This is a genomic window from Aureimonas frigidaquae (assembly GCF_001463905.1).
Taxonomy (GTDB): domain Bacteria; phylum Pseudomonadota; class Alphaproteobacteria; order Rhizobiales; family Rhizobiaceae; genus Aureimonas; species Aureimonas frigidaquae.
Genome location: NZ_BBWR01000008.1, coordinates 288627 through 314175, shown reverse-complemented (window position 1 = coordinate 314175; position 25549 = coordinate 288627). Strand labels below are relative to the sequence as shown.

The 25549-nt window shown below is 58.0% G+C and carries 22 protein-coding genes and 2 pseudogenes; 10 read left to right on the top strand and 14 right to left on the bottom strand.

Going from position 1 to position 25549, the window contains the following annotated elements; genetic code table 11:
* Window positions 1-22: 22 nt before the first annotated feature.
* Complete coding sequence (locus tag AUL30_RS09735) at window positions 23-805, bottom strand: hypothetical protein (RefSeq protein ID WP_062227749.1); 783 nt, start codon at window positions 803-805, stop codon at window positions 23-25.
* A 513-nt stretch (window positions 806-1318) separates the two neighbouring features.
* On the opposite strand from AUL30_RS09735, the gene AUL30_RS09730 reads away from it, so the two are divergent.
* The 3 genes and pseudogenes from AUL30_RS09730 to AUL30_RS20100 form a co-directional block, all read left to right on the top strand.
* Window positions 1319-1975 (top strand): hypothetical protein, encoded by a 657-nt coding sequence (locus tag AUL30_RS09730; RefSeq protein WP_062227661.1) that lies wholly within the window; start codon window positions 1319-1321, stop codon window positions 1973-1975.
* A 37-nt stretch (window positions 1976-2012) separates the two neighbouring features.
* Complete coding sequence (locus AUL30_RS19925) at window positions 2013-3041, top strand: AbiJ-NTD4 domain-containing protein (RefSeq protein ID WP_062227660.1); 1029 nt, start codon at window positions 2013-2015, stop codon at window positions 3039-3041.
* 388 nt (window positions 3042-3429) lie between these two features.
* A pseudogene (locus tag AUL30_RS20100) lies at window positions 3430-3625 on the top strand (peptidase P60); the annotation flags it as partial.
* Window positions 3626-3646: 21 nt separating this feature from the next.
* Here the strand turns inward: AUL30_RS20100 and AUL30_RS09720 are convergent.
* Entirely contained in the window at window positions 3647-4096 is a 450-nt protein-coding gene (locus AUL30_RS09720; RefSeq protein ID WP_062227659.1) for a DUF805 domain-containing protein, read from the bottom strand.
* An 894-nt stretch (window positions 4097-4990) separates the two neighbouring features.
* On the opposite strand from AUL30_RS09720, the gene AUL30_RS09715 reads away from it, so the two are divergent.
* Window positions 4991-5218, top strand: a complete 228-nt coding sequence (locus tag AUL30_RS09715) for a hypothetical protein (RefSeq protein WP_062227658.1) — start codon at window positions 4991-4993, stop codon at window positions 5216-5218.
* 348 nt (window positions 5219-5566) lie between these two features.
* Here AUL30_RS09715 and rpsU read toward each other — a convergent pair whose 3' ends face one another.
* Complete coding sequence (rpsU, locus tag AUL30_RS19330) at window positions 5567-5830, bottom strand: 30S ribosomal protein S21 (RefSeq protein WP_083507810.1); 264 nt, start codon at window positions 5828-5830, stop codon at window positions 5567-5569.
* A 1499-nt stretch (window positions 5831-7329) separates the two neighbouring features.
* Between rpsU and AUL30_RS09695 the strand changes: the two genes are divergently transcribed.
* The 4 genes and pseudogenes from AUL30_RS09695 to AUL30_RS19725 all read left to right on the top strand — a co-directional run.
* The gene (locus AUL30_RS09695) at window positions 7330-7791 is read left to right on the top strand and encodes a hypothetical protein (RefSeq protein WP_062227654.1); all 462 of its coding nucleotides are present in this window, start codon (window positions 7330-7332) and stop codon (window positions 7789-7791) included.
* A 576-nt stretch (window positions 7792-8367) separates the two neighbouring features.
* Window positions 8368-8709, top strand: coding sequence for a hypothetical protein (locus AUL30_RS09690; protein WP_062227653.1), 342 nt, complete (start codon window positions 8368-8370; stop codon window positions 8707-8709).
* Window positions 8710-8768: 59 nt separating this feature from the next.
* Window positions 8769-9770, top strand: a complete 1002-nt coding sequence (locus AUL30_RS19320) for an extracellular catalytic domain type 1 short-chain-length polyhydroxyalkanoate depolymerase (protein WP_244490775.1) — start codon at window positions 8769-8771, stop codon at window positions 9768-9770.
* A 181-nt stretch (window positions 9771-9951) separates the two neighbouring features.
* A pseudogene (locus AUL30_RS19725) lies at window positions 9952-10461 on the top strand (transposase); the annotation flags it as partial.
* 365 nt (window positions 10462-10826) lie between these two features.
* On the opposite strand, the gene AUL30_RS09680 reads toward AUL30_RS19725, so the two are convergent.
* The 7 genes from AUL30_RS09680 to AUL30_RS09650 all read right to left on the bottom strand — a co-directional run bounded on the left by AUL30_RS09680 (window position 10827) and on the right by AUL30_RS09650 (window position 17319).
* Window positions 10827-11459, bottom strand: coding sequence for a tyrosine-type recombinase/integrase (locus tag AUL30_RS09680; protein WP_062227652.1), 633 nt, complete (start codon window positions 11457-11459; stop codon window positions 10827-10829).
* Between the two features lie 296 nt (window positions 11460-11755).
* Complete coding sequence (locus AUL30_RS09675; RefSeq protein WP_157070031.1) at window positions 11756-12496, bottom strand: SDR family NAD(P)-dependent oxidoreductase; 741 nt, start codon at window positions 12494-12496, stop codon at window positions 11756-11758.
* On the bottom strand, window positions 12493-13257 hold the full coding sequence (locus tag AUL30_RS09670) for an acetoacetate decarboxylase family protein (RefSeq protein ID WP_062227650.1): 765 nt from the start codon (window positions 13255-13257) through the stop codon (window positions 12493-12495). The genes AUL30_RS09675 and AUL30_RS09670 overlap by 4 nt, the downstream gene beginning before the upstream one ends.
* A 15-nt stretch (window positions 13258-13272) precedes the next feature.
* Complete coding sequence (locus tag AUL30_RS09665) at window positions 13273-14436, bottom strand: alpha-hydroxy acid oxidase (RefSeq protein WP_244490774.1); 1164 nt, start codon at window positions 14434-14436, stop codon at window positions 13273-13275.
* 48 nt (window positions 14437-14484) lie between these two features.
* Complete coding sequence (locus AUL30_RS09660; protein ID WP_062227648.1) at window positions 14485-15753, bottom strand: TRAP transporter large permease; 1269 nt, start codon at window positions 15751-15753, stop codon at window positions 14485-14487.
* Window positions 15754-15755: 2 nt separating this feature from the next.
* Window positions 15756-16256: a TRAP transporter small permease gene (locus tag AUL30_RS09655; RefSeq protein WP_062227647.1), complete on the bottom strand. Its 501-nt coding sequence runs from the start codon at window positions 16254-16256 to the stop codon at window positions 15756-15758.
* Window positions 16257-16341: 85 nt separating this feature from the next.
* Window positions 16342-17319, bottom strand: coding sequence for a TRAP transporter substrate-binding protein (locus tag AUL30_RS09650; protein ID WP_083507808.1), 978 nt, complete (start codon window positions 17317-17319; stop codon window positions 16342-16344).
* 131 nt (window positions 17320-17450) lie between these two features.
* On the opposite strand from AUL30_RS09650, the gene AUL30_RS09645 reads away from it, so the two are divergent.
* Window positions 17451-18419 carry a GntR family transcriptional regulator gene (locus AUL30_RS09645; protein ID WP_062227645.1) on the top strand — a complete coding sequence of 323 codons (969 nt, stop codon included), beginning with the start codon at window positions 17451-17453 and terminating at the stop codon, window positions 18417-18419.
* Between the two features lie 629 nt (window positions 18420-19048).
* On the opposite strand, the gene AUL30_RS09640 is transcribed toward AUL30_RS09645, so the two are convergent.
* Genes AUL30_RS09640 through AUL30_RS09630 form a run of 3 tightly spaced genes read right to left on the bottom strand, consistent with a single transcriptional unit; the run spans window position 19049 to window position 23786 of the window.
* Entirely contained in the window at window positions 19049-21505 is a 2457-nt protein-coding gene (locus tag AUL30_RS09640) for an AAA family ATPase (protein WP_062227644.1), read from the bottom strand.
* Window positions 21502-22089, bottom strand: coding sequence for a hypothetical protein (locus AUL30_RS09635; protein WP_062227643.1), 588 nt, complete (start codon window positions 22087-22089; stop codon window positions 21502-21504). The genes AUL30_RS09640 and AUL30_RS09635 overlap by 4 nt, the downstream gene beginning before the upstream one ends.
* Window positions 22086-23786: an SIR2 family protein gene (locus AUL30_RS09630; RefSeq protein ID WP_083507807.1), complete on the bottom strand. Its 1701-nt coding sequence runs from the start codon at window positions 23784-23786 to the stop codon at window positions 22086-22088. The genes AUL30_RS09635 and AUL30_RS09630 overlap by 4 nt, the downstream gene beginning before the upstream one ends.
* A 664-nt stretch (window positions 23787-24450) precedes the next feature.
* Here AUL30_RS09630 and AUL30_RS09625 point away from each other — a divergent pair.
* Window positions 24451-24654, top strand: a complete 204-nt coding sequence (locus tag AUL30_RS09625; RefSeq protein ID WP_062227641.1) for a hypothetical protein — start codon at window positions 24451-24453, stop codon at window positions 24652-24654.
* Window positions 24655-25187: 533 nt separating this feature from the next.
* Here AUL30_RS09625 and AUL30_RS09620 read toward each other — a convergent pair.
* Window positions 25188-25535, bottom strand: a complete 348-nt coding sequence (locus tag AUL30_RS09620; RefSeq protein WP_062227640.1) for a hypothetical protein — start codon at window positions 25533-25535, stop codon at window positions 25188-25190.
* Between the last annotated feature and the right edge of the window lie 14 nt (window positions 25536-25549).

Below are 25549 nucleotides of genomic sequence, written 5' to 3'. Positions count from 1 at the left end.
TCATCGTCGTTCCCAATCTTAATTAGAAACGTGCGACGACCCCGAGGATGGGCCCATGCTGAATGACGTCGAATACAAAGCCGTCGCCGTTGCTGTAGTCCACTCCGAGTGCGCGGTAACCTAGGACCGAAGAGAAACGGTCGTTTATGCGGTAACCGAGCCCGGCGGCCACGTCCCAATCAAGGTCGGCCTCGCCTGCGCCAACCAGTCCCCAACCCGTCATGTAAAGCCGCGGGGTGAAATCGTATCTGCCACGGATCCCGGCCAAACCGTCGACCCAGGTGTCCCCATCTGAAACGGTGCGACCGTCGAGAAGCCCGCCATAAAACGACAATTCGGTATCGACCGACCAGAGCCGGGCTCCGATGGCGACATCCAGGAACCCTGCGTCCGATTTGGCGATGGTGTATCCGCCACCGAGCAGACCAGCGAATGTCGTCGACTTGGCGTTGATAGTGCCGGCCAAAATACCGAGCGGCGTCGTCGCGTCGGAAGAAACCTTGCCATACTGAAGGTCGTTGAAAAAGCTAAAGTTGCCGTTGCGAGCCTCGGCAATCGACATGAAACCAACATCAAAGTTCTTGAGAATATCGGTGAAACTCTCGTTGACCTCAACGACTGGCGAGCCAAACTGCGCAATATTCCCATCCAAGCCCGCGACCCAAAGGTAAGGGGAGATGGCGAAACTCCAACCCTCATGTTCAGTCAAATAAGTCACTGGCGCCATCGGTGCTACGGCATCAGCTGCCATAGCTGTACCCAACCCGCCGGCTGCCAGCAGAATCCCGAGTAACAAAGCTTTCATGCCGGCCCCCAACTGCTTAGGCAATGACTGTGCCAGCTCTCGTGCGCGAGCAAGCTGAGCGTATGTCAGCTTTTAAGGGTCGGCAATCCCAATACAGACATTCTGCTTCCCACCCCGTTCAAGCCATAAGGCTCGTCTGGTTCGGAGCCGACAGCGGACTGACCGGTTTCAACGAAGAGGCGGGAAAGCGGCCGTTCAGCAACCGACCCCATGTCAGTCATTCATCTGCTCGTGAGTAGTCCCTGAAAGCTGCCAATCGGTTGACTTCGCCTCTGGCACAATTGGAGCGGAGAGCGGCATGTCCGCTTCTAATGACATGCTGCATTCTCTTTGGGCGTCTCAGCTCTCAATTAGTTGTGACACGCTTCGGTCAACTGCAGTCGCGAATTAGCCTGACTGCGTATCCGCCGCTTAAAGCCAATACTTTCATGTTAGCTCAGCTTAGGAGCCGGTGTGATTAGGCAAAATTTTCTGTAATGCTCGGCAAGATTGCATCGCATCGATGGGGGCAAGATGTTGGACGACGAAAACCGCCGCCTCATAATGGATCGGCTTGGCGGGGCGGTGGATGAGCTCGTAGCGGACTTGTACTCAGACACCGCAGGCGGTGTCAGTATGGTGCAGGAAGCCGAGATCACGTCGCGATTGTGCCAGCGCCTGGAAGACAGGCTGGATAACTCGCAGGTAGGAGAATATGTCTTTCGAGTAATAGCCCAGTCATTGCCGGATCGCGGCCCAAACTCGATGGAAAAGCTTTTCGGCGCGGACCTTTTCCTGTCGATCTCGCTCGATGGAGCTGACGGCTTTGACAAAGGCATTTTTATCCAGGCGAAGTATGACCGCAACATCGACCGGACGGAACTGAAAGATGCTTGCCGCCGTATGGAGGCATTAGCAGAACGCCAAGGCGTTTACGTCTGGGTGTATGAACCTGATGGCGTCAAAGTGCTGTCATCGCACCAGGTGGGTCAGATGAAGCAAAACTCTCTCACCGGAATCCAACCACGGACGATGACCGGTTTCACTGGGCGCATCTTGGATTGTTATGCGGGCAGTCGAGCTTGGGGAATTCCGTCTACTGGAAACCGACGCAAATTGGTCGCTGAGCGTCTACTTCAATCGAGAGCGAGCAATCTCCTGGACATCAAACTGAAGAAAAATCGATGCTAACGACCGAAACGCCCGGTCGCCCTGACGGATAAACACCATGCTTGTCGATATTTTTGCTCGCCGATACGAAGGGGTTCAGCTTCGTGCAGCGTATGAGGAGCGGGACATTCGCCTGCTTGTCCAATCGTTCCGCATCCTGGCGGAGGACCTAGCGCCCTATTACCTGGATGGCCAGGAGAACCCTGCATCCGTCAGTTTCTGGACGACGCTTGAAAGCAGCCTGTCACGCGAACTTGGCGTGAAAGAGCTTTCCCAACACTGGTCGTCCTATACCACCAACGGGCGATTACAGACGTTCAAAAATACCCTGCTTTCGGTCTGCGAGAAGTGGCTGACCCAGCCCCCTGCCGGTTCACCAGATACCCACTTAAAAGAGCGCTTGAGCCTCATCGAACTTGGCTTCCGCGCAAAGGAAACCGAAATTGCAGCAATGAATGCGAGGGATGTAACGGATGGCGAGAAGCTACTTGCCTCGCTCACCCGCCCGGGACTGAGAGTGCCTGGAAATCCGGAAGACGGTGCCCGCGCTCGACGCGCTATGCGAACAAACGCATTTCAAACCGCTGTAGACGAACTGAACACTCGCGTCCGCCAAGCCAGATACCCTTTGAATTACCATAACGGCTTCATTCAGATAGTGACCGACGATCTGGTGCAGATCGAGGTTGAGACCCCCTTTTGGTCTCTCCTGACAGCCCCACAATGGCAGAACGTTGATATCGACATGAAAGAGGCGCTCGACCTCCGCGACAATGACGGCAGGGACCCTGCTTTTTATGCGGCACGAGCGTTGGAAAGCACCATCAAAATCATCTCCGACACCAAAGGATGGACGCACGGAAAAGAGAGGGGTGCCCACAATTATATTGATAACCTCTGTTCTAAGACAAATGCCTTCATAGCCCCTTGGGAGAGCGTATCGATCAAAGACTTCTTCACCCACGTTCGAAATCCATTCGGGCATGGGGCTGGTAGCTCAATCATGCCGTCGCTGACGAGACCACAAACAGAATGGGCAATCGAGTTCAGTATGAGCTGGATAAAGAACCTAATCCGGCGCATGTAGTGGTGCATGTCGGCTTCCGTATCTCCGCAATTGGCGCTTTCCTGAAGGAAACAAAGCGGCGGCTCTCAGGCGATGACGCCTATTGCTTCAACGGCAGACATGAGGGCGCGCTGCTGTCAGACTACAGCACATATTCCAACGTCGCCTTTTACACTGATGCCGTCCAATACCGGACAGTCTCCTTCCCACCCCATCGAAGCCATTTATGGCCCGTCTGGTTCGGGGCCGACAGCGGACTGACCGGTTTCGACGAAGAATTGGGGAAAGCCGCCGTTCAGCAACGACCCCATCGCGGTCGTTCGGTGTGCTTCCATCGCCGCCGGAAACCTGCCGTTCCTGCAGCGCCGTCAAATGGCAGACTTAGGGCTGGAACCCGAAGGATTGTTTCGGCGAGGCGATCGCGCGCGCAGAGCGCGGGTGCAGCGACCTCGTCTTTTGGAAAGGCCATGTGGCGATCCTCAGACCGCGTTACCGCGATCCATGCCAATGGCCACACAATGACGGTTGCCCGCGGAGCGCTCGACGAAGCGATCCGCTGCATTGGCGTGGACTTTGGCGAGCCGACTGGGTGGCGGCGGGTTTAAGGCGCGTCACGCGGCTGGGCTCTAGCAGTTGTCACTTGGCAAATGATCTTCGCTCGGCGGCCTGGAAAACCAGATGATTGCGATGATCGTGCCAATGGGGGTGAAGAAGGCGACGAGCTGGAGCCAGCCAGACCGGTTGGAATCGTGCAGGCGGCGGGCGCTGATCGACAGGAGCGGCAGGAACAGGACGAGGTAAAGGATTGTAGCGAATATATCGGGCAGGCGGAGAAAACCGACCAGGAAGAAAAGCACGACATAGAACAGCATCGCGTACCAGAATTCCGACCGGCTCGCGCGATCACGGAAATTCACGTAATTGGCAAAGAAGCGCTTCACCGCCTCGACAAAACCGGCCGGTGCCGCAGGCGGACCGAACCGATTGGGGCCTTCCGGCACACGGTAGCGCAGGAACAGAAGCGGTGCTGCCAGAAGCAGCAGCAAGATGACCCAGTGCCATATGGATATGCTCACGGTCTCTCCTCACAACCGGGCCGCGCGGACAAATGTGCAGCGATCGAGAAACCATGAATAAAGGCTCGGCGCGCCGAACAGAACCCAATGGGGGTCATTCTTGGGGGGGGTAGCTCGGAAGCCGCCGCTGATGGCGATCGTTCGTTTCAAAAGCGTGCCTAATGACCCCAATACGTCAACGTCCGCAACTTGGGAGGTGCTGCACAATCGCTAGCGCAGCTGCCTCATTGAATTACCCGCAACGTTCCCATCTCAACTTCGGGCATTTGTGCTCTTCATAAAAGTTGGCGTGTTTTCACGTTGTGATTGGCGCCTTGGAATTACAAGTTCCGCCGGGCGATGGCGGGGAGAGTGCTGACGATCGTCTCTTCCTCATCGACGGAGCCACCCGAGTTCCTTAACGGGACGCAGCAGTTCTTTAGGGTGATACAGTCGGACAAGCCTTGCACAAAACTCGCGGAAACGCCGTGCTGCATTACATGGAGCCGGGTTCGACTTGGAGAGTTGAAGCCGGCTCCAATTTTTGAAGACCTAGTTTAGGCAGCCGCAGCTGGCTCAGCGATTCTGATACTGCAGGATTAGGTCAAGAATTGCAGTGCCGACGCGAGCTCCGTGCTCACCGTCGCGCCAACCTCTAGCGCCGCCAGGATATCGCTCGCTGCTTCCAGCTCCACCGGACACCTGCTGCAGCTCATCTTGGGAGATCGTTCTCATCCGTAGTTCCTTTCGTTGACGCATGTGAAGATACGGACGAGCGACTGCTGAGCTATCGTACAAGTGTACAGCCGCTTTGACGTGCGACAGCGTGGGCTGCCTGTCACGCGACACCTCGTCTGCGATCGGAACGCCATGACGGCAACTCCCGTTGGCAGGTAATCCACTAGGAGCCTGCCAATGACCAGCCCGTCCCGCCTAAAGCCCAACCATCCCGACTATGTTCTGGAGTGTGAAAAGGCGATGGATTTCGCCTTTTACGAGGTTGGATACCTTGCTGAAGCCGCCGGCTGGACTCCGGAAGCGGTAGATGCCGCAATGCTGAGCCTAGCCAAGAACAGGTCCAAGGCGCGCAAGACGCACGTGAAGACTGACGCGGCGGTGAGATTGTTCAGTCCAGACCCATAAGTCACTGGTTAACCATCCTGCCTTTCGCCCTGCGCTACGTGACCACGAATGCAACTAGCCGTTGCTGGCGGCGTGTTGGCGAGGCGCGTATCCTCGCAAAATGATTGACCCGCCCCACCTCCCGGAACATCACCCTGATTACGTTTTCGAGTGCGAACAAGCGCTCGAGCAACTGGTGAACGCCATCGGCGACGACGCAATCGCTGCTGGCTGGCACGATGCTGCAGTGGATACTGCTTTGCTGATGATCATTCGGGAGCGGGTCTTCGGCCGAATTTAAGATGTCCGTGCATCCGCAAAGCCGATCTGAAAATGCGATGGGACGTCAGGTGACGCCCCATTGAGAGACTAGCCCGCTGAAACAGTTGGCCGCCTCTCGGTGCTCTTGGGTCGCGGCTTCGGTCCGGGCAGCAATCCCTCTTTTTGAGCATGCTTGCGCTGCAGTTTGCGCGCTCTACGGATCGCCTCAGCCTTTTCCCTAACGCGCTTTTCAGATGGTTTCTCGTAAGCGCGCCTCGCCTTGAGTTCGCGAAAAATACCTTCGCGCTGCATCTTTTTCTTGAGCACACGAAGTGCCTGATCGACGTTATTGTCCCTGACGATGACCTGCAAATTTTCTCCTGAATAAGCGCCAAACGCTTTGTCAACGCGAGACGACGGCCGTGTCGCGTACGAGGCAAATGGTCATTTTTGCGATTTGGGAAAGTGTGGCTGCAAGGTTGGGTGATTGCAAACGGATCTAGGCTGCCCGTATGTCTCGGAGCAGCCTCGACATATGTCACCCGTGCCAAGATGCCGCCATTGCTGATTTAGATCTACGGCTTATATTTTGATTCAGCAACCATTGCATCCGGGTTTTCCACGCAGTTGCGTGACTAGATCAAGTACCCGGCGTGAAAGCTCCAATGAGAAACCTAATCGATCAGCGACATCTCGCTGAGAGCTTGTTTCGTCCGATCGCAAGTTCGAACGGCGCGAGCTCAATTTCCGTCGCTTCTGCTACAGTTCAGGTTGGTGACAAGAGCGCAAGGTTAAGGGTATTGCGCTTAGCGGCTGACGCCGAGGAACGTGCCCGCAAACGTCAACCTAGGTGAGCCGGGCGCCTACTTGGCAGCTGGACTGGTGGCGATCGATCACTCTCGTGGGCTTGGTGGCGACTTGCGTTCTGGCCAGCCAACTGATGGCCATCTCCTGATACCGAAGAAGAGGTCGACAGATGCCGAACCCGGCAACCAGGTTAGCAGCACTACTGAATAGACTGCGGCAGTCACAGGGTGCGGGGCTGTTTCTTTCGGCTATTGAGCAGCGGGATATGAATGCGCTCGCCAGCCTTCATGAGAGTGGAACGATAACGCTCATTGGAGGTCCTGGAGAGGACACAACTGTCCTGCTCGCCGCGGTCAGCCCACCAGCGAACTGACTGACAATTAATCGCGGTTAAGCCCAGGTATCCGCGATAGCATGTTACAGCGTTTGGAGAAGCGACATGACAGGTTTTCATTTGAAGCCAACGATACACGCCCATTTGCATGTCGTTGTGAGTGGTCCGCGCTATCTATTTCCACCAATCAAAACCACAGAGAAAAGTATACCGGTGCGCCAGCGCATGGAGCGCATGGCGCGGGAAGACGAAGCCAACTGCTTGCCTACCCCGAACCTTACTTAAGGAATATTCCTATGATGGCTATGACCCGACAATTCTGCCTCGACCGTGCTGATGAGTGTCATCTCGCTGCCAAGAGGGCCGTGCTGGCAGAGGTTAGGCATAAGTTTATTGTGGCAGAGACGAATTGGCGTGACATTGCCACGAAGGCTGTGGATCTTAAAGGTAGACTCTCCAGCAAAGCTGACAAGATCGGGTAATTTGTAACATGCAGTCCATTTCGGAGGTTTGAAACTCCGCTCGGCTGCTATTCGCTTTCATCAACGGCGGCGTTTGCATCGCCAAGTTGTTTGCTATCCGCTGGAGAAATCTGCTTGCCACCTTTCTCAAGGTGGTCCTGATGTCAAGACGTCAAGTTGAATCACTGTGTCGAAGATCCCCACGATCCTGTATTTATGAGTGCTCTTGGGGATTGCGGCCTTAAGCAGCAACGAGCTCACACGAGGCCATGATGGATTACGAGGCGCCCGCGGAAGTGACATGGAGGGGTGGCCGCTCACGGAATCCCACGGCACTGAGGCGCAAGTCGTTTCCGCATCTGTGGCAAGCGGTGCAGTTCGTCATAGGAGATAAGACAGAACTGCGGGGGATGTGCCGCATACGGTCTAAAGGCGTCAGCTACACGGGGGAAGCAATCGAAGCCTTGTACGCTCGATTTGATTTCCCAGATCGGCAAATCCAACATATCGTTCCGTCCGGCTTCATGGATCGGATGCTAGGGGCTGGAGTTCCGAAATACCGCTTGCTTAAAGACAAGGATAGTAGCTGGTCGGTGATGTGCATCAATACTGAGCTGCCAGTTGAGATCAACGGGGTCCGTATGACCCGTATGGGCCTCAAACAAGCGGAAGAAATGCTCAGGGTTTTGAACGGCCCAGGGGAAGCCGACATGCTGGCACTGGGGCCATGACCCACAGATTTTAGCGCTGGCACCGTCGCTTCATCAAATTCTTACGCTATTATTTCCCGCTCTATGTGATGAAGCCTGGTTGTAGGTTACGTTTTCATCACCACATAACCTCCAGGCGTCGAAGAAGAGTCTTGGCCAGCTACTTGGCCCAGAACCAGCCTCCGGCACTTCCGCCTACTGGAGATCCTCCGATGTTCGGCTATCGAGGCGGTGAGTCGAGCGACACAGTCGTTCGCAAACGCGAGTATATGGTGGACGCTATGAAGCGCTGGCCATTTTTAACTCGATATGATGTCACGACCATTCACAACCAGCAACAGCTCGCAACTTTAGTGAGAGATCGTTCAGGTCGGTCCAAAATCCACACTGATCGCGAGGTCAATGACTGGATGATTGGTAAGACCTTCTAGCTCGCATGACGGTGCATTCCCGACAGCAAGAGCAGCTTGTGCAAAAGCTGCGGTCGGAAATTGTTCGCCTTGGAAGTCATGATCAACAGATGGCGAGCCGTTTTAAAAGACGGATGTAATGTGTCGAGCGCCGATCGCGTGACGGCTGCTAACTGAAAGATATGTCATGTCCACGAATTTCATCTCTTCGGACAACGGTAAACAAAACAGCTCCTATGAGGGCGATGCCATTTCCCGCCCCGACCAGGAGGCGAAGTCCAACGAAGAAAGTGTTCTGCCTGCACTACGAGAACGCGACAATCTGGGCGGGCAATCGGTTGATAGAGACATGGTTCCTGGCTGTCAGAGCGACAATATCAGGAAGGAAGGGTTGGTCGATACCGAGACGTCTAAACCCAAAAAGGACTTGAGGCTTTCCGTAAGCGAAGCCTTTGGTATCGACGAACGCAATCTTCATCAGAAGCATGATGACGGATCTCTGGCGCGTGCTGTAGCCGATCTCGATTGACCCTGCTGCAATCGATCGGGAGTCTGAGTCAGATACTCAATCTAGCGAGGCCTAGCATTGTGAAGCGATCGACCTTTCTACTCGATAGTTGGCATAAGCGCGTTTCTGCGGCCCTTGCCAGCTCCATCTCGACCCACTCAGCATCCGAGGAGTTGCCGCTCAAAAGCTGGCACTCTGCCGCTGGGCGACCTCATCAGGCCTCTCTCAAGGCGCTGAGGAAAAATTCTCCTGCGATAGCTGCCGGCGCCGAATTTGGCCTGACCCAACATCGGTCGGTGCACGGCCAGCGCGCCTATCGCCTGTATGTTCCCGCGTCGGCCCCACCTGGGCCGCGACCACTTTTGATCATGCTGCACGGATGTACCCAGAATTCTAAAGACTTTGCTTTGGGCACGCGCATGAATCAGGTTGCGGAAGAGAAGGGCGTAATTGTCGCCTATCCCGAGCAAGCGCGTTCTGCCAATATGTCTTTATGTTGGAACTGGTTTCAGCCGACTGATCAGGCCCGTGGTTCAGGTGAACCGGCGATCCTGGCGAGTATCGTAGCTGAGATCATGCATGAGCATGACATAAACAGCCAGAAGATATTTGTGGCGGGGTTGTCAGCTGGTGGAGCGATGGCCGCGGTTCTCGGCGAGACATACCCTGACCTTTTTCAAGCCGTGGGAGTTCATTCGGGACTGCCATACCGCTCAGCCCACGATATCGCCTCTGCAATCTCCGCAATGCGAATGGGTAAGACGAGCGGCGTTGTGAAAAACAGTATCCCTAAGATCGTTTTTCATGGGGCTAACGATGGGACCGTCCATCCCGAGAATGGCGTTAACTCAGCCGGCTTGGCTGAGGCTTCTGAGGTCAATGTTGAGTGCGGTACTTCAAACAGCAGACGTTACGTGCGAACGACGGCCCGCAAGATTGGTGAGGTTCCTGCCGTCGAGCATTGGAGCATTCAACATTTGGATCACGCTTGGTCAGGCGGTGACCCCAGAGGGTCATTCACGGACGCGCTTGGGCCAGATGCATCGCGTGAAATGATACGTTTTTTCCTTGATCGCGAATAAGATCAGAACTCGTTCGCTATGCTATGGCCAATCCGAGGCTCATAGCACAGCATTCTCTCTATGATCTTCCTTTAGGTTTTTTCTCTACCTGGAGTTCGAGTCCAGCCGGGATTGGAGGACGGACAGTTGAAGCAGAAACGATTTACGGAAGAGTAGATCGTCGCGTGTGTCGTGCTAGCACGAGGCGGGTGCGAAGGCGGCCGACTTGGCCCGCAAGCACGGTGTCAGCGAGGCGACGCCGTATAACTGGAAGGCGAAGTATGGCGGCATGGACGTGTCCGGTGCCAAACGCCTGAGGGCTCTGGAGGACGATAACGCGAAGCTGAAGAAGCTGCTCGCCGACCAGATGCTGGAAGCCGCGGCGCTTCGCGAGCTTCTGTCAAAAAACCGGTAGGGCCGCCGGTAAGCGCGAAGCCGTCGCGCATCTGCAGGCCGTCATGGGCCTGTCGGAGCGTCGGACCTGTTCCTTCGTCAGTGCCGATCGCAAGATGGTCCGCTACAGGTCATGCCGCCCGCCAGAGACGGATCCGCGCGGCAAGCAGCGCGACCTCGCCAACGAGCGGCGACGCTTTGGCTATCGTCGCTTGTTCATTCTGCTGCGACGAAAGGGCGAGCCGTCTGACATTACCGCATCTATCGGCTCTACCAGGAGGAAGGGCTGGCGGTGCGCAAGCGCCGGGCGCGGTTACGGCGTAACAGAAACATCCGAAGCTCTAATCGCCACTGAATGAAGGTTCAGTGGTACGTCAGACGAACAGATAAAAAGCGACCGACCCGTTAGATCGCGTGCGGGCTATAACGAGCGTCGCAACGATCAGCTCGCATCTTGACTGGGAGAAGAACGCGAGGAGACTTGTTGGCGCCTTGATAACCGGGCTGAGGCAGAACCCATCTGCTTAAGGTGCACACTTAGAGCATTGAACCGCCAATGTCCGCCTTGCTGATCCTGATTCACAAAACAGTCAGTCCGCAAACCACCCCAACATAGCCAGCGCAACCCATTGTTCCTCATGCCAATAGCAGCCACCCGCGCTTTTGTCGGATGGCCGCCCAATGTCATATTTCGGTTCGTTCGGCCAAGAGCAGTGCGTCCTCTACGTCAACGCCCGGATAGCGCACTGTGTTCTCAATCTTGGTGTGACCGAGCAAGATCTGCATGGCGCGTATGTTGCCCGTCGCCCGGTAGATCATTGATGCCTTTGTGCGACGAAGCGAGTGGGTTCCAAACTCCTCCGATCGCAGACCAATCGCAGTCACCCATTCGTCGACCAGGCGCGCGTACTGTCTAGTGCTCATGTGGCGGGAGTGATCGACCCGGCTCGGGAACGCATAGTCTTCGATGGAGCCTCCACGGCGCTCAAGCCAAGCTAGAAGGCTGGCTCTGACGTCGCTGGTGATCTCGAACTGGACCGGCCTTCCCGTCTTTTGCTGAACGACGATTGCGCGAGTACGAATCTCTGGCCCAGCGACGACATCGCGGATCCTGATTTTGACTAGGTCACAGCCACGAAGCTTGCTGTCGATTGCTAGATCGAACAGCGCTCTATCCCGAATCCGTCTTTCGCGATCGAGGAAAAAGCGAATTGCCCATATTTGCTTCTGAGTGAATGGACGCTTGGTACCGACCTTCTTGCCTGCATTCCAGGCTGCATGCTCGCGGATAGCGTCGTCGAATCGAGAATGGCCCATTTGACTTCTCCTCGGCCTTGATTGGCCAGAAAAGAAACGCTGTCGACCACTGGTGGCGAAGGGGCCGTAACCAGACTGTCAGGTATTTGGCGGAGTTTGACGGAAAGCTGCCGTTCGACAATCGCTCTCATGTGTGTCGTTCCGTCTTAGGAGAGGGGATCCACCGTACAGTTTGTCACTCTCTTGACGAGATTATTGCGACCAAATTGTCAGTTATCCTCGGACGTGGCCGGATCTTGTCCATTCCGACAATCGATGTAGGCAAGGCAGCTGGCTGGCAAGTGAGACTGGTCCGCTTAGGGAACCGTTGATCCCGCATCGATGACCCAGCCGGCACCGTTCACGTGCACGGCCTTGTCGGACAGCAGGAACGCAACGGTTTCGGCCACGCTCTCTGGCGGAATTGGTTGGTTGTGTCCCGCGCGCTGGATGCTGCGCCCTGCTTCAAAAGCGCGTTCGTCGATGGCGTGGATCATCCGCGTATTCACGGGGCCAGGTAGAAGGGCGTTCACACGGATCGTTGTACCGGACATGTCGAGTGCGGCACTGCGCGTGAGACCGAGCACGGCATGCTTCGCGGCGACGTACCCGGCCAGCCCCGCCCGTCCCCTGATGGAGGAAGTGGAAGCAATGTTCACGATCGATCCGGAGCCCCTGCTTCGCATTCGCTTCAAGCCGTGGCGCAGGCCAAGGAAGACGCCACGTATGTTGACAGCGAGGACGCGGTCAAACACGTCCTCCGGATAGCTGTCGATCGGCGCGAAGGCCCCCTCGATACCCGCATTGTTGACGAGCATGTCGACCGGACCGAATTCAGCCTCGGCCGTATCGAGCGCGGCCGACCAGTCGTCCGAGCGGGACACGTCCGCTCGTATCGCTTGCGCCCGTCCGCCGAGGGCGACTACGGCGCGGACGGTTTCGTCAGTCGCCGCCGTATCGATATCGACCGCCGCGATGGCCGCGCCATCCGCCGCAAGGCGCAGGGCGATGGCGCGGCCGATCCCGCCGGCCGCTCCTGTGATAAGCGCGGTGGTCACGGCACGAGCCGCTTGACCAGCCGCCGGTCTTCCTTGCCGAAGCCCCCGGCGTAGACGTCGGACACCATGAATTGGGCTGAGAGCACCTCAGGCTGCAACTCGGTCAGGGGATCGAACTCCGACTCATGCAACTTCAGTTCGATGCGTCCCCCCGCCGGTGCGCTGTAGGGAAGTGGGAACGCACGATAGACCACGTCGGCGTAAGCGGTCTCGGGGCGCTCGGGATGGGGAATGCGACGCACGTGGATTTCGCCATGCGGCTGCTCTTCGCCATCGACAAGCCGGACGACGGGGGTTGAGGCGTCGGGGGTGAAGGAGAAGTCCGCAACCGGTCGCGTACGTCGATTGACCCAACCCGAGATCGAGCCGTTTTCCTTTTCGTCGAAGGCGAATGTGCAATCCTTCTTCGTGTAGCCGAACAGTTCGCGTCCTGCGGCGATGCCCATAGGGTCCGAGCAGAACATATAGAGGTGGGTCTGGGCGAATAGCCCCTCGTAGCGGACAGCGGTCGTGACCATCAGGTCAAACATTCGGCCATTGTGATAGGAGAGCGTGTGCCCTGGAGAGGCCATGAAGCGGAACGCGACGCGATCATTTACGAGCTCGAACGGCGTGTGCGACAGGAGTTCACGCAGCTTGGCTTCGTCGACCTTAGTGACAACCTCTAGGTTTCGCAGGGTGCACTCCCATTCCAGTGGATAGGCAGGTGCGTAGGGCGGCATGACGCCGCTGTTGTCGTGCATCTTGTAGTTACCGAACATTTCTGGCTCCTTCGGTTAGGGGGTAGTGGACTGACGGAACGGGTCACGGCCGCCCGCAAGGATGGATGGATCGACGTCTTTGATGTCCGTGACGCCGCACAAGGCCATGGTTATGTCGAGCTCGCGATGGATGATCTCCAGGCAGCGGTGCACACCGGCTTCGCCCATGGCGCCGAGACCGTAGAGAAACGGCCGCCCGATATAGGCTGCGTGCGCGCCCAGAGCTCTTACGCGCAGCAGGTCCTGCCCGGAGCGGATACCGCCATCCATGTGAACCTCGGCCTGCGCGCCGACGCGCTCCACGACCGCCGGAAGCGCACTGACGCTCGACGGGGCGCCGTCGAGCTGGCGGCCGCCATGGTTCGAGACGATCACCGCGTCGGCGCCGTGGTCGATCGCCGCCTGTGCATCGTCCGGGGTCATCACGCCCTTGACCACGAGCTTACGGTCCCACAGGCCTCGCAGCCAAAGGACATCCTTCCACGACAATGTCTGGTCGAACTGCTGAGACACCCAACCCGCTAGCGACGAAACGTCGTCGGTGCCCGCGACATGGCCGACGATGTTGCCGAACGTGCGCCTTTTGGTGTTCGCCATGCCCCAACACCACCGGGGCTTCGTCGCAAGGTTGATTAGGTTCCTCAGGGTCGGCTTGGGCGGTGTAGACAGGCCGTTCAGGATATCCTTGTGGCGCTGCCCCTGGACCTGGAGATCGACGGTCATGACCAAGGCGGTGCAACCGGCCGCGTGTGCCCGCGCAACCAGACGCTCGATGAAGGCGCGATCCTTCATGACATAGAGCTGGAACCAGAACGGCGATCGCGTGGCCTGCGCAACGTCCTCGATCGAGCAGATCGACATGGACGACAAGGTGAAGGGTACCCCGAACCGTTCTGCGGCGCGGGCCGCGAGAACCTCGCCATCCGCATGCTGCATCCCCGTCAGCCCTGTGGGCGCCAATGCCAGCGGCATCGTGACGGGCTGGCCAAGGATGGTGCCGTTCGTCTTCCGATCGGAAATGTCGATACCCACGCGCTGGACAAAGGTGAGGTGCGCGAGATCACGTTCGTTCGCCCGGTATGTCGCCTCTGTGTAAGCTCCGGCATCGACATAGTCGTAGAACATGCGCGGCACGCGCCGGCGCGCGAGCTGGCGTAGATCATGGACGCAGGTGATCATTTCGGGTCGGCTCATGAATTCTCCCCGCGATATGGATCGACCATCCGATCAGCGCCCCGTCAGCGCGAGGCTGAACCAGGGGACGAAGATGATGACGATTGTGAAAGCCAGATAGCTCAGGATGAAGGGTATGATGGCCCGCATGAACTCGGAGAGCGGGGTCCTGGTGATCGTGCACGTTGCGAACATGATCGTTCCGACGGGCGGAGTTATACCCCCCAGATGCGCCATCAGCACAAAGATCACCCCATAGTGCACAGGATCGACGCCCAGTTCGGTTACGACCGGCAGGAAGATGGGCCCCAGGATAAGGATGAGCGCCGTTCCGTCGATGAAGGCCCCGGCGATGAGAAGGAGCAGACCGACCAGGAGAAGCATGAGATGGGCGTTAGCCGTCAGTCCCAGCATCGCTTCCGCAACGGTTTGTGGTACGCGCTCGAAGGTCAGGATCCAGCTCAAGGCGGCCGAAGCCGCGAGGATCAGCAGGATCGCAGAAGTCGCCACGACCGTCGACTTAAGCGCGGCGAGCACCTGACGCCAGTTGGCCTCGCGGTAGGCGATGACGCAGGCAGCGGTGTATATGACTGCCACGCTGGCGGCTTCGGCGGGCGTGAAAACGCCGCCACGAATGCCGATGATAACGATTGCCGGCAGCAGGATCGCAGGCAATGCTGCAACGAACGCCCGGCCCAGAGGGATGTCCGGCGGGCCTTCTTGCGGCGGCTCCCAGCGATTGCGCCTGCTTGTGACCGACGCCTGGACCATCAACATCGCCGCCAGGAGAAAGCCGGGGATGATCGCACCGGCGAAAAGCTGGCCGATCGAGACATTGGTTACGAAGCCGAAGAGGATCAGGCCGATCCCCGGCGGAATCATCGGAGCGATAAGAGAGGTGACGGCAGTCAGCGCCACGGAGTATCCGCGCGGATAGCCGCGCCGCAGCATTTCGGGGACCATGATCTTGGCCTGCATGGCCGCATCGCCATTCGACGAGCCTGACATGCCCGCGAGGAGCGTGCTCAACGCGACGTTCGTCAGGGCCATGCGCCCCCAGAAGCGCCGTGTCAGAACACCTGCAAACGCCATGACCCGACGGCTGATGCCGGAAATGTTCATAAGCTCGCCCGTCAGGATAAAGAGCGGCACCGCGATCAGCGGGAAGCTCTGCGTTCCGACGATCAGCCTTTGTGCGTAGATCACGTCGAGTACCGCCGGTTCGAACAGCACGTAGACCAGCGACAGCATGATCAGGATCAAGCCGACAGGAACGCCAAGCAGCAGCAGGACGACGAACAAGATTGCGATATAGCCTAGCATGGTCAGACCTCGCCTCGCATGAAGCAGACGCGAAGCAGGCGACCAAGATACGATAGGCTCAGCAGCCCAAAGCCAATGGGCAGCGCCATGTACAACCAGCGTGCCGATATGCGGAGCGAGGGGATCTGATTGCCGGAGCGCTCGACCAGGCTAATGCCGATCCGGCAAAGGTAGATGGCCGTTGCCAAAAGCAGCGCGTATCGGGCCGTCACAACCACCCGGCGCAGCCAAACGACGGGAACCCTGTCGATCGCGTCGATGCCCATATGGGCCCCGTCGCGTTCCGCTACGATGAGGCCCAGGAAGATCAGCCAAGCGAATAAGAGCGTCGAGATATCGTAGGAAAAGACCATTGCACTGTTGAAGCCGTATCGCATGACGACGGCCGTAAAGACGATGACGACAATTGCGAGAAGCGTAAAGATCGCTACGGCAGTGATCGCGCAGACGATGGCGTTCTCAATACGGTTCAGCCAGCGAATGGCTCCGCGTTCGGTGTTCATGGCCTGATGTCCCGTGGATAGGCTGCGGACGTGCAACGCATGCGCACCGCACGGGCCGATGGCCCGTGCGGTGCGCAGGCCGTTTCTATTTGCCGTCGATCACGGCGCGGGCGCGGTCGTAAAGCCCCGGCGTCCACTCTGGGAAGGACTCGGCGATGGTCCCGGCGCGTTCGGCGAAGGCTGCGCGGTCCACGTCGTTGATAATCGTCATTCCGTTCTCGCGCAGCGTGGCGATTCCGGCCTCGTAGCTAGCGATCGAAGCGGCCGACATTGCGTCGCACGCAGCGTCGGTCTCCGCCTGGAGGATCTCCTGATGCTCTGGACTCAGCCGGTCAAACTGCGCCGCGCTGATGACGAGCGGCACGACATCCTGAATATGATTGGTCTGGATCAGGAAACGGGCGTGCTCATAGTGGCGCTGGTCAATGATCGACAATGGAGGAGCCTCCGCTGCGTCGATCACCCCTTGTGCGAGTGCGGAATACACTTCGGGCCAGGGAATGGGCGTGGGCGACCCGCCCATCACGCGCTCGACCATCTCGGTGTAGATGGTCACCGGCTGGACACGGATGGCCATATCCTTCGTATCGGCCGGGGAGCGCGCTTCCCTGCTTCGGGTGTAGAGGTCGCGTGTTCCATAGTGCAGGTAGCACAGGACCCGTAGATTGTTGCCCAGCACCTGCTCATTGAGCTCCTTGACGAGATCCGATCCGATCAAGCGCTCGACGTCTTCGATTCCGCCGTACATGAACGGATAGACGAGGATTGAGTAGTCGGGGACGTAATCTGCCAGATTGCCGGCCTGCACCTGTCCCATGAGATCCGCGCCGAAGGACATCTGCTCGACCAGTTGCGCACTTTCGCCGAGCTGCCCTGACGGAAACAATTCGATGCGAACCTCTCCGTTCGTGCGCTCGCGGATGCGATCGGCCAATGCCGCAGCCTCGGTATGAACGAAGTGCGACGCTCCGTTCATGTGCGCGAAGCGGATAACCTCCTCCGCTTTCGCAGCGCCGACGCAACCCATCAGCGCCGCAGCGCAGGCAACGATCTTTCTTCTCATATCCGGCCCTCCCAACCCGTATAATAGAGCGTAGGTCTATTGTACATTGCACCCATTGTGCAATAGGGAAGTGGTGGGCAGTTGGATTCCTCCTCGGGGGCGAACCGGCGAGACCCCGAAGGGAGCGAGTATTGGACGCCAATCAGACCACCAGCCTTTCCGACCAGGTACGCGCACGGCTCCATGATCTTATTCGAAGCGGCGCCGTGCAGCCGGGCGAACGCCTCGTCGAGTTGCAACTAGCCCGTGTCTTCGGCGTCAGCCGGTCGCCCGTTCGGCGTGCGCTCGCCCAAATGGAGGCCGCGGGTCTGCTAACGTCGCAGGGACGTCGGGGGTATCTCGTTCGGGGTGAGGCACGACCCGCAGCCGGCGTGGGCGCCCATCTCGACGACATCAGCCTCGACCAGTCGCGTCAGTGGGAGCGCATCTACACCTCCGTCGAACAGGAGGTCCTGACGCAGATGCTGTACCAGTCGGTTAAGATCAACGAGGTCCGGTTAGCCGATCATTTCGAGGTTAGCCGCACGGTTACCCGTGACGTGCTTGCGCGTATGCATGGCCTCGGCCTCATTGCAAAAAGCCGCAGTGGCACTTGGATCGCGGGTCGACTTACAGAGGATTGGATACGCGATCTTTTCGAGTTGAGACAGCTGCTGGAGCCGCGAGCACTGATGCTGGTCGCTCCGAGACTTAGGTCGCCGCAATTGGAGCAAGCTGAGATCCGGATACGCGATCTGCTTCGCAACGATTTAGTGGACAGTGACAAATTCGACCAGATCGAGCGTGACCTCCACATCGACATCCTCGGAGGATGCCCCAATCGAGAAATAGTCATGGCGCTGAAGCGAACGCACGTGCTGTTCGCACCCACGCGGCATCTGTTTGATCCCGTACTCGGCATTCCGCTATCGCAAATCAAGGACGCCCTCATTGAACACCTCGAAATCCTGGAGCAACTGCAGAACGTGAATTGGAACGTTGCGGCCGACCAACTGGCATCACACCTGATAGGTGCCATGGATCGATGGCTAGGTAGGCTCGAACAAGCAGGTCCGCGCTGCGTCATCGCGATGCCGCCATATCTGTCAGCAGCAAGTTGAAGTGCACCGGGTTTGCCGGACACGATTGGCTCAAGTTTGGCGGTGATAGCCAGCGTGTCTGTCATGGAGTTAGTACGCTTCATCAAGATCTCGGATGCAGATGACGAAGCTTCCGCCATAGGATGTTCGACCATCTTTAATAAAACGGCATCTGGCACGGAGCGTGAAAGCGTGTCAGGCTCGCCACGATCATCGACTCCCGTCGTCCAGACGGCGCCATGTTGGTGACCCGCCTTAATTGGCTTGGCCGCTACACGCGTGTCTGCTTGTGGCAAGACAGGATTAATAGTTGCCGTGCGCCTAATGACTGACCTGATGGCATTCGCGTGACGTTCCGTCCGGTCCGCTTTAAGCATACCTCAAGAGGACCATTCGATCCCGAACACGAAACTGGGACAAAGCTGCTTTGCGCCCATCTTAGCCGTTCGGATTGATCCCGCGCGATCCTGAAACCTGCCGCTCGTGAACTGAGTTCGGAACGGCGGTCAGAGCGACTGGCGTTGGGACAAAGCGGTCTTTATCAAGGAATGTGCTCAACGGGAGCTTGCTGTCGCTGGGCTGACATTCCGCGTCCGCCCGTTCGGCAGGGTATTGGCGACAGACAGCACCTGGGAACCCGCGGCGCACAGCTAGGCCGCAATCGCGCGATCCTCTTCGAACGTGAACGCGCGAGGCGTTGCGACGGCATGCCCCGCAAAATTTCGCGTGATCTCGACAGCCATCAGGCTGTCTCCAGGGAAGGCTGGGCTCAGTTCCAAAGTCAGGTAATCGAACAGAGCGCGCTCGTGGACCGCGATAATGACCTGCCGATTCATGCCTTTTGCCAATGTCCGCAGCAACGCTGCAAACTGCGCCGTGTGGACATCATCCATGGACTGAACGGGATCGTCGAGCACCAGCCAAGGCATCCGCACCGGCACCGAGAGATGAAGGGCCAAAAACAGCGTCAGCGCAGCGGTATTTAGATTGCCCTGACTGAGCATCGCTCCGGGGGATCCGGAAGCCTTGCCAGACCGATGCAATGTTTCCAAAATAGCTTCGACCTTACCGCCGGAACCCGTCGGCAGTCGAAACGCCGGCACAAACTGCTCGGACGGGGCCAGCCGAACAAACAAATCGCGCCAGACCTTATTCAGCGACCTGCTGAAAACCTTCTTCACGATCTTCGAGCGGACCGCATCAGCGGCTGCCGATACTTTCTTCGCGTGCCCCCTGCTGATCTCGACCTTCTTGAGCGCCTTTTCGACATCGGTCAGTCGCTTCCGATCGCGGTCTCGCTCAGACTGCAATGTGCGCAGCTTCTCCAAGTCGCGAGTGCGGCTATCCAGTTCGGCGATCGCTTCGATGCGAAGTGAGCTCACCCGCTCGGCCGCTGCTATCTTAGCTTCGGTGGCCCGAGCGGCTTCATTGAGTGCGTCTTCTATTTGGGGATACCCGCTTGGCGATTGACCCAAGGCGGCCTGGACTGCGGTTTCGATCTCGGGGAGCATCGATACCGACAGTTCGTCACGGCGCCTCGCAAGCACCAAGGTGTGGCGGGCGCTAGCAGATGCGGCGAGCAAGCGGACGCCTTCCTGAGCGACCGCCTCAAGATACCGCAGTTGCTGGATCAAATCAGCCATCTGCGACTTGCGGACCGTATGCGCCGCAACATCGTCAGGGCTCAGTTGGCCATTGCCCGCACCCAGAAGGTCGCGCTGCGCTGCGGATAAGCGTGCGCTTTCTTCCGCTCGTGCGGTCGCAAGCGCCTGCAAACGACCAGCCTCGCTGGTGAGAGACGCGATCTTGGCCGCGATATGTGACGATAGCGGTCCGACGTCCTGTTGGGCGAAATCACGATCGCAGACGGGGCATGTCTCGCCGTGAATATGCGGGACGACCCCGGCCAGTGCCGTGGCGAGCGATCTCGCATCTTCCGCAGAACCGGCTAGGTCTTTGTTCAATTCCTCGATGCGGCTCGTGGAGCGCTGCACGACGGCGTTTAGCTTCTCGATGTTTTCGGTGGCCGCTGCGTGTGTGGCGAGGAGCGATTCCAAGCGCGTTTCTTCGCCCGCGGCGCGGCGCAAAGCTTCGCTTCGGGCCTTTTCTGCTCCATCGTCCAGCGACGGTACGTCTGAAAAGGCCGACCGCGCAGTGTCGATCGCTCGATCCAGTGCATTCCCCGTTCGCACGTCGGATCGCCAAGCAATGAATGAATTGGACGCGGCTTGGTCGGCTCGCTCTTTCTCAGCAAGATCGCGGCTGGCATCTTCCGGGGGCAGCGACTGCCACCGCTCGAGCAATCCCCGCAGTTCCGAACGCTGCCGGCTGAGGTCGCTCAGGCCGCGATCTTCGTCCTGCGCCGATCGAATATCGGCACGCATCGCGCTCAGATCGGTCTCGTCCGTGACAATCAGTGGTGTGTTGCCACCGACATTACTTTGAATCTCGTTGATTCTGGCGCGACGAGCCTCGGCCTCCGTTGTAGCTGCAGCGATGGCGCGATCCGTCTTGTCTACCTGCTCCTGCAACGATGTATTCAACATCTCCGCACGACGGTAATCTGGCGCGATCCGGCGAACGCGCGTCACGTTGAACGCCGGGTCCAGGCCATCAACCAAGGCATCTAAAGGATCGAGGCCGAGCAGTTCTTTGACGAACAGCGTCAAAGGCGACGTGCTATCGGCCTTCTGGTCGTCATAGATTTCGAGCAGGCGACCCAACGTCGCTTGGGGCAGATAGCAACGCTCCGCGAAGAAGCGGCCATCACGCGCATCGAGCAATGGCGTTGGCGTAAAAGTCCCGTCGTTGAACTCCAGGGTGCCTTCTGTCCGTCCACCCTCGCAATGCGGTGCCGAGGTAGCGAGTGAAATCATACCGCCGCCAGTATCCAGCGTAGTCAAGTACGATTTGTAGCCCTCTCCATCCGCCGCCAGGTGAGCAATTTTTCCCGTGAGGCCCAGTTCGAGCGCGGATAGCACACTGGTCTTGCCCATACCGTTGGTGCCGTGAACGAGCACAACTTGAGCATCGAGCGGGATCACGACCTTGCCACGCAGACTCCGGAAATTCTCGATGATCAGGCTCTTCAGCCGCGGACCGGTCATTGCCCGTCTCCTTCGTCATCGAGGATAACCTTGACGCTGGTGGTGATATCGTTCGCCAGCACCGCTTCGACGGCAGCTTTCCCGCGAGGTGCCGCGGCCACGAAGGCATCCATCAACGGAGCCTTGGCAGTGTCTGGAGTGACTGCGCGCAGATCGCCTTCCCAATCAAGCATGGTGTCGACGGCCGTAGGCTGTGTCAGCGGCAGAAGGATGGATAGCCAGTCGCGCACGGCCTCGACCGCATCAGGCCCTGCCGGTGCGCCGACGGGGAGGACACGACAAACCCGGCTTATGGATTGCACTGTCTCCGAGCGTGGTTGCCCCGATGTCAGCACGGCCGTAACAGGCCGTCTTGAGCGCTGGACATCGAGGGCGCGAGTGAGCGCCAAGACTTTCCGAATAACAGCTTCGTCGGCGGTATCTCCTCGTAACTCGATGACGATCACGAGGTCATTGGCTCGCTCGCCAGCGACGAGAGCGTAGGTGAAATCGAACGATTGCGAGCCCACTTTGAACGGCTTCGGCAGCGGCTTGTAGCCGCCCTCTTGGGTTAGGATGTCGACGACGCGATCACTCGTACTCACAGTCCGACCTCCCCGCGAAAGCGATCACGGAGGTCCTCAAGATCTGCTGCCTCCGAGAGCATCGGGCCAAGGGCGATATAACGTGGGCCAATCGAGCCGTCTCTTCGATCTCCGCTTGGGCTTCGTTGCTGACGCTCAGCGACGCGTCCGGAGCATATCACCACCGCATCGCTATCTGCTTCATCAAATGCTCCGCAGTCCAAAAGGTTGGTGATGTTATCGTCGTTGGCGGCAAGGAACACGCGAGCGCTCGCGCCGGAGGAAGTTAGGCGAAGTGCCCCCGATCGCGGGTCTGCGGGATCGTCTACGGAACTCGTCCAGGCAATAGCCTCTTCGAGGCCAACCAGCCCGAGCGCGACGGCGGCCTCCCGTTGGCCGGAACTCTTGAGCGCGGGCTTGCCTTGCATGAGATGTGCAGGTTGGTCGTCCAACGGAAAATAGCGTTGGACTCCGGCGGCGCTCGTACCATCCTGCAATTGATGTCGTGCCCGGGCCAAACCCGCCGCAATCGCTCGTGCTAGGCTGAGGCGATCCCCGTTACCAGCGTCGGCGACACGGTCGCGCAGTACCTTGATGCCCGCTGAAATCGCTGTCCGGGCAGCCGCGTCGAGATTCGGGGCATGGGCGTCGCTGGCGAGCACCTCAAGTTTGGCAGCGAGGACATTCAGCACGAGCGCCAAGAGCAGAGGCTTGGCATATGCCTGCAGCCGCGCTTCGCTGCAGATACTATCCCGATGCGCCTCGTATTCTTGCTGACCGTAAACAACGATGAGTAGGTCTCGCTGGTCGTCGCCGATCTTATCGGCTGAAAAGACAACCGGCGTTGGCGCGTCCGTCCACTTCCAACCATTCTGCTGATTCACCTTGGCGAAAAGGTGCTTGATGTTCTCGTCTTGCGCAGACATCCCGATCATCAACGTGCGCTTGGCTTGAACAAGCGCGTGGAGCTGATCGCGAACGATCGTGAATCGATTATCAGCGTTCCACCCGGTAATTTGGGCCGAGCGCGCGATCAGGAGGGGACGATATGTACCCTCCTCGGCAATTGCCCTCAAAGCGCAGCCGTGGAATTTGTAGAGCTTCGCCGCTGCGGCCGGATTGCGGAGATCTTGGCCGGTCACCGTGATCCGGTAGAAGGTCTCGTCATATCCGAGTTCCCTCATGGCGGCTTCGAGGAGCCCATCCCAATTTGCCGTCGCCAGATCGGTGACGGCCCCCTCAAGCGCCAGCACGCCTACAGCTAGATGTTCAGCATCGGCTTCTTGCGCCGCGAATGTTTCGGGGAAATCGAGGCCATCCCATAGAAGATAGTCCAATGGTTCACCGGAAATTTCGACCGACAAGACTGCAGAATATTGGCTCCAGAGCCGGCCAAGAATGGCCTTTATGCAGGCCCACTGACCGCTGGGGACGGTAAAGTCGATCTGCGCGCGTTCGGTCGCGTCAGGAGCGGCCATGTCGATGATCTTGTTAAGAGCGACGCGGTAGCCGCAATCAGCGTGCGCCGTCACTTTGCTTCGCAAGAATTCTATCAATTTCGCGAGCACGCCATCGAGGCCGATAACGCGGTCTCTTGAGATGCCCGAGCCAAGCCAAAGCGCATAGGAACCTTGGGCAATGCCAGTTCCAAGGCTCGAATATTGGCCATCGAGAAGTACAAGCGTATCTTTGATCGAAATAGACGCAGCAGGTGACAAGCGCGATTCTCCCAAGCCCCAGCGGCGACGTTATTGCATCGCGGAGCCGGTTGCCTACCAATTCTTACGCAAGAATGAATAGTGCGATCGTGTGTCGTCGGAGGCGGGCGGTGGCTCACGCGGCGGCTACTACCGTGACCCACGCCCTATGTTTGGAACCGGGCGGTTTCCAAACAGGAACCACCTGACAGTGCGTTGCGACCGAAATAGGCAGCATTGTCAAACGGGAAAGTCATACGAGCCGACGGTGGGTTCCAGCAAAAGCTGCCGGTCACTTCAACGATGCCACATCTCTCAATTTGGTCGGCAGCCGACGCTTGCCAGCAGTGCTCAATGACGGCGGCTTTCACCTGTCGACGACCAGAAAGCGGCCAGCCCGGTTTCGGCCCGTCTTCGCCTGTCCTTCGGATCCGTCAGTCGCATCCTCACCGGTGCGTTTTGAGTGTGCCTTTCGCAGACAGCGCCATCCGCGGTCATCCAAGTATGCGGACGACACGTAAAAAGGACCGAAGGCCGAGAGACTACCCAAAGCGGACCGAGCCATGATTGTCCTCGAGCATGTCTGGTCGAGACCTTCATCGTTGAGCGAAATTTCGCAAAGCTGGCCCGATGTCCGCTTCCAGGAATTTGAAGGCGTGCCGTGTCCGACCGAGATGGGGGCGCAATGCTGACGACGCATATCGCTCCCCGCAGTGTCTCGGACGATGAGGTGCCAAGCGAGGCCCAAATTGCGGTGATGCTGATCGCAATTTCGGAGATTTTGGTGTCGTCGGTGGGACTGGAGCGGGCGAAAACCGAGCTCGACAGGATCGTTGAGGGCATTAGAGGCCGGATGTGGATGAGCTCGGTGGAGGGTTCGATCCACTGATACTATAATACCTCCAGTTTTCGATCTTGAGACAGGCACCGGGCTGAGGCTAGGGTCTGCATCAAGATCAGCCAAGAGAAAAGGCGGGTCGAGTGGTCCGGATTTCTTACGTCTGGAGAAAATGCCATACTATACGTTATGGAACCAAAGTTAAAAGTCAAAACTTTTGTCTGGCTACTGCACATGGTCGCTTGTTTACGTCGAATATCTGGGACTCAATCCACCACGAGGGATTTATACGGTCGATGTAGAACTGCAACATAGACCCTTTACGTTCGCCAACGATCAATGTGTCAGTAATTTCTACGATACCCCAGGACTCCGTCTCTGAACCGTATCGTGGGTTGTAGTCTACTTTGGTGATCCGCTTGCGGCCGTAGTCGACCGTTATGTCCTGGTAGATGCCTTCTCGAAGGGCGGAGTTATGTGCAGCGCATCGAAGTTGGACAGTCTCAGCAACAGCAGTTGTGGCTGAAGCGAGCAGCAGTGCGGGAAGCAGGTAACGCAACATGGTCTGGGAGTGGTCCTGATGATTAGAATTGGCGTGTCTTTAAGCGGCAATTACGTTTTGTGTCGGCAGTCCCCACCGTTTCTACGGTGGAATTATATCGATCGAGCCGGATACTGAGGCCTCCGCCTTTGGGATGGGCTGCTATGATTTCCGCGTCAGTGGCACGGGTGATGCGGTAATTCAGTTCGAAGCTACGGTCGTGGAGAACCACGCTCCAGTAAATGATGCCGTCGTTGAGACTGATATCGAAGTTCTCCCACAGCTCCGAGCTGGGCACCGAAACGACCGACAGGCATTGCAAGCGAATAATGTCGGCCGATGCCGGTGATGCTAAGCCTATCATCACCAGCGGTAGCAGGTAGCGAAGCATGGGCCGGTCCTGGA

Excerpts from the sequence above, each read along its gene's own strand:
- AUL30_RS09735 (WP_062227749.1), bottom strand. The coding sequence starts at position 805 with ATGAAAGCTTTGTTACTCGGGATTCTGCTGGCAGCCGGCGGGTTGGGT.
- AUL30_RS09730 (WP_062227661.1), top strand. The coding sequence starts at position 1,319 with ATGTTGGACGACGAAAACCGCCGCCTCATAATGGATCGGCTTGGCGGG.
- AUL30_RS19925 (WP_062227660.1), top strand. The coding sequence starts at position 2,013 with ATGCTTGTCGATATTTTTGCTCGCCGATACGAAGGGGTTCAGCTTCGT.
- AUL30_RS09715 (WP_062227658.1), top strand. The coding sequence starts at position 4,991 with ATGACCAGCCCGTCCCGCCTAAAGCCCAACCATCCCGACTATGTTCTG.
- AUL30_RS09695 (WP_062227654.1), top strand. The coding sequence starts at position 7,330 with ATGATGGATTACGAGGCGCCCGCGGAAGTGACATGGAGGGGTGGCCGC.
- AUL30_RS09690 (WP_062227653.1), top strand. The coding sequence starts at position 8,368 with ATGTCCACGAATTTCATCTCTTCGGACAACGGTAAACAAAACAGCTCC.
- AUL30_RS09680 (WP_062227652.1), bottom strand. The coding sequence starts at position 11,459 with ATGGGCCATTCTCGATTCGACGACGCTATCCGCGAGCATGCAGCCTGG.
- AUL30_RS09670 (WP_062227650.1), bottom strand. The coding sequence starts at position 13,257 with ATGTTCGGTAACTACAAGATGCACGACAACAGCGGCGTCATGCCGCCC.
- AUL30_RS09665 (WP_244490774.1), bottom strand. The coding sequence starts at position 14,436 with ATGATCACCTGCGTCCATGATCTACGCCAGCTCGCGCGCCGGCGCGTG.
- AUL30_RS09660 (WP_062227648.1), bottom strand. The coding sequence starts at position 15,753 with ATGCTAGGCTATATCGCAATCTTGTTCGTCGTCCTGCTGCTGCTTGGC.
- AUL30_RS09655 (WP_062227647.1), bottom strand. The coding sequence starts at position 16,256 with ATGAACACCGAACGCGGAGCCATTCGCTGGCTGAACCGTATTGAGAAC.
- AUL30_RS09650 (WP_083507808.1), bottom strand. The coding sequence starts at position 17,319 with ATGAGAAGAAAGATCGTTGCCTGCGCTGCGGCGCTGATGGGTTGCGTC.
- AUL30_RS09640 (WP_062227644.1), bottom strand. The coding sequence starts at position 21,505 with ATGACCGGTCCGCGGCTGAAGAGCCTGATCATCGAGAATTTCCGGAGT.
- AUL30_RS09625 (WP_062227641.1), top strand. The coding sequence starts at position 24,451 with ATGCTGACGACGCATATCGCTCCCCGCAGTGTCTCGGACGATGAGGTG.
- AUL30_RS09620 (WP_062227640.1), bottom strand. The coding sequence starts at position 25,535 with ATGCTTCGCTACCTGCTACCGCTGGTGATGATAGGCTTAGCATCACCG.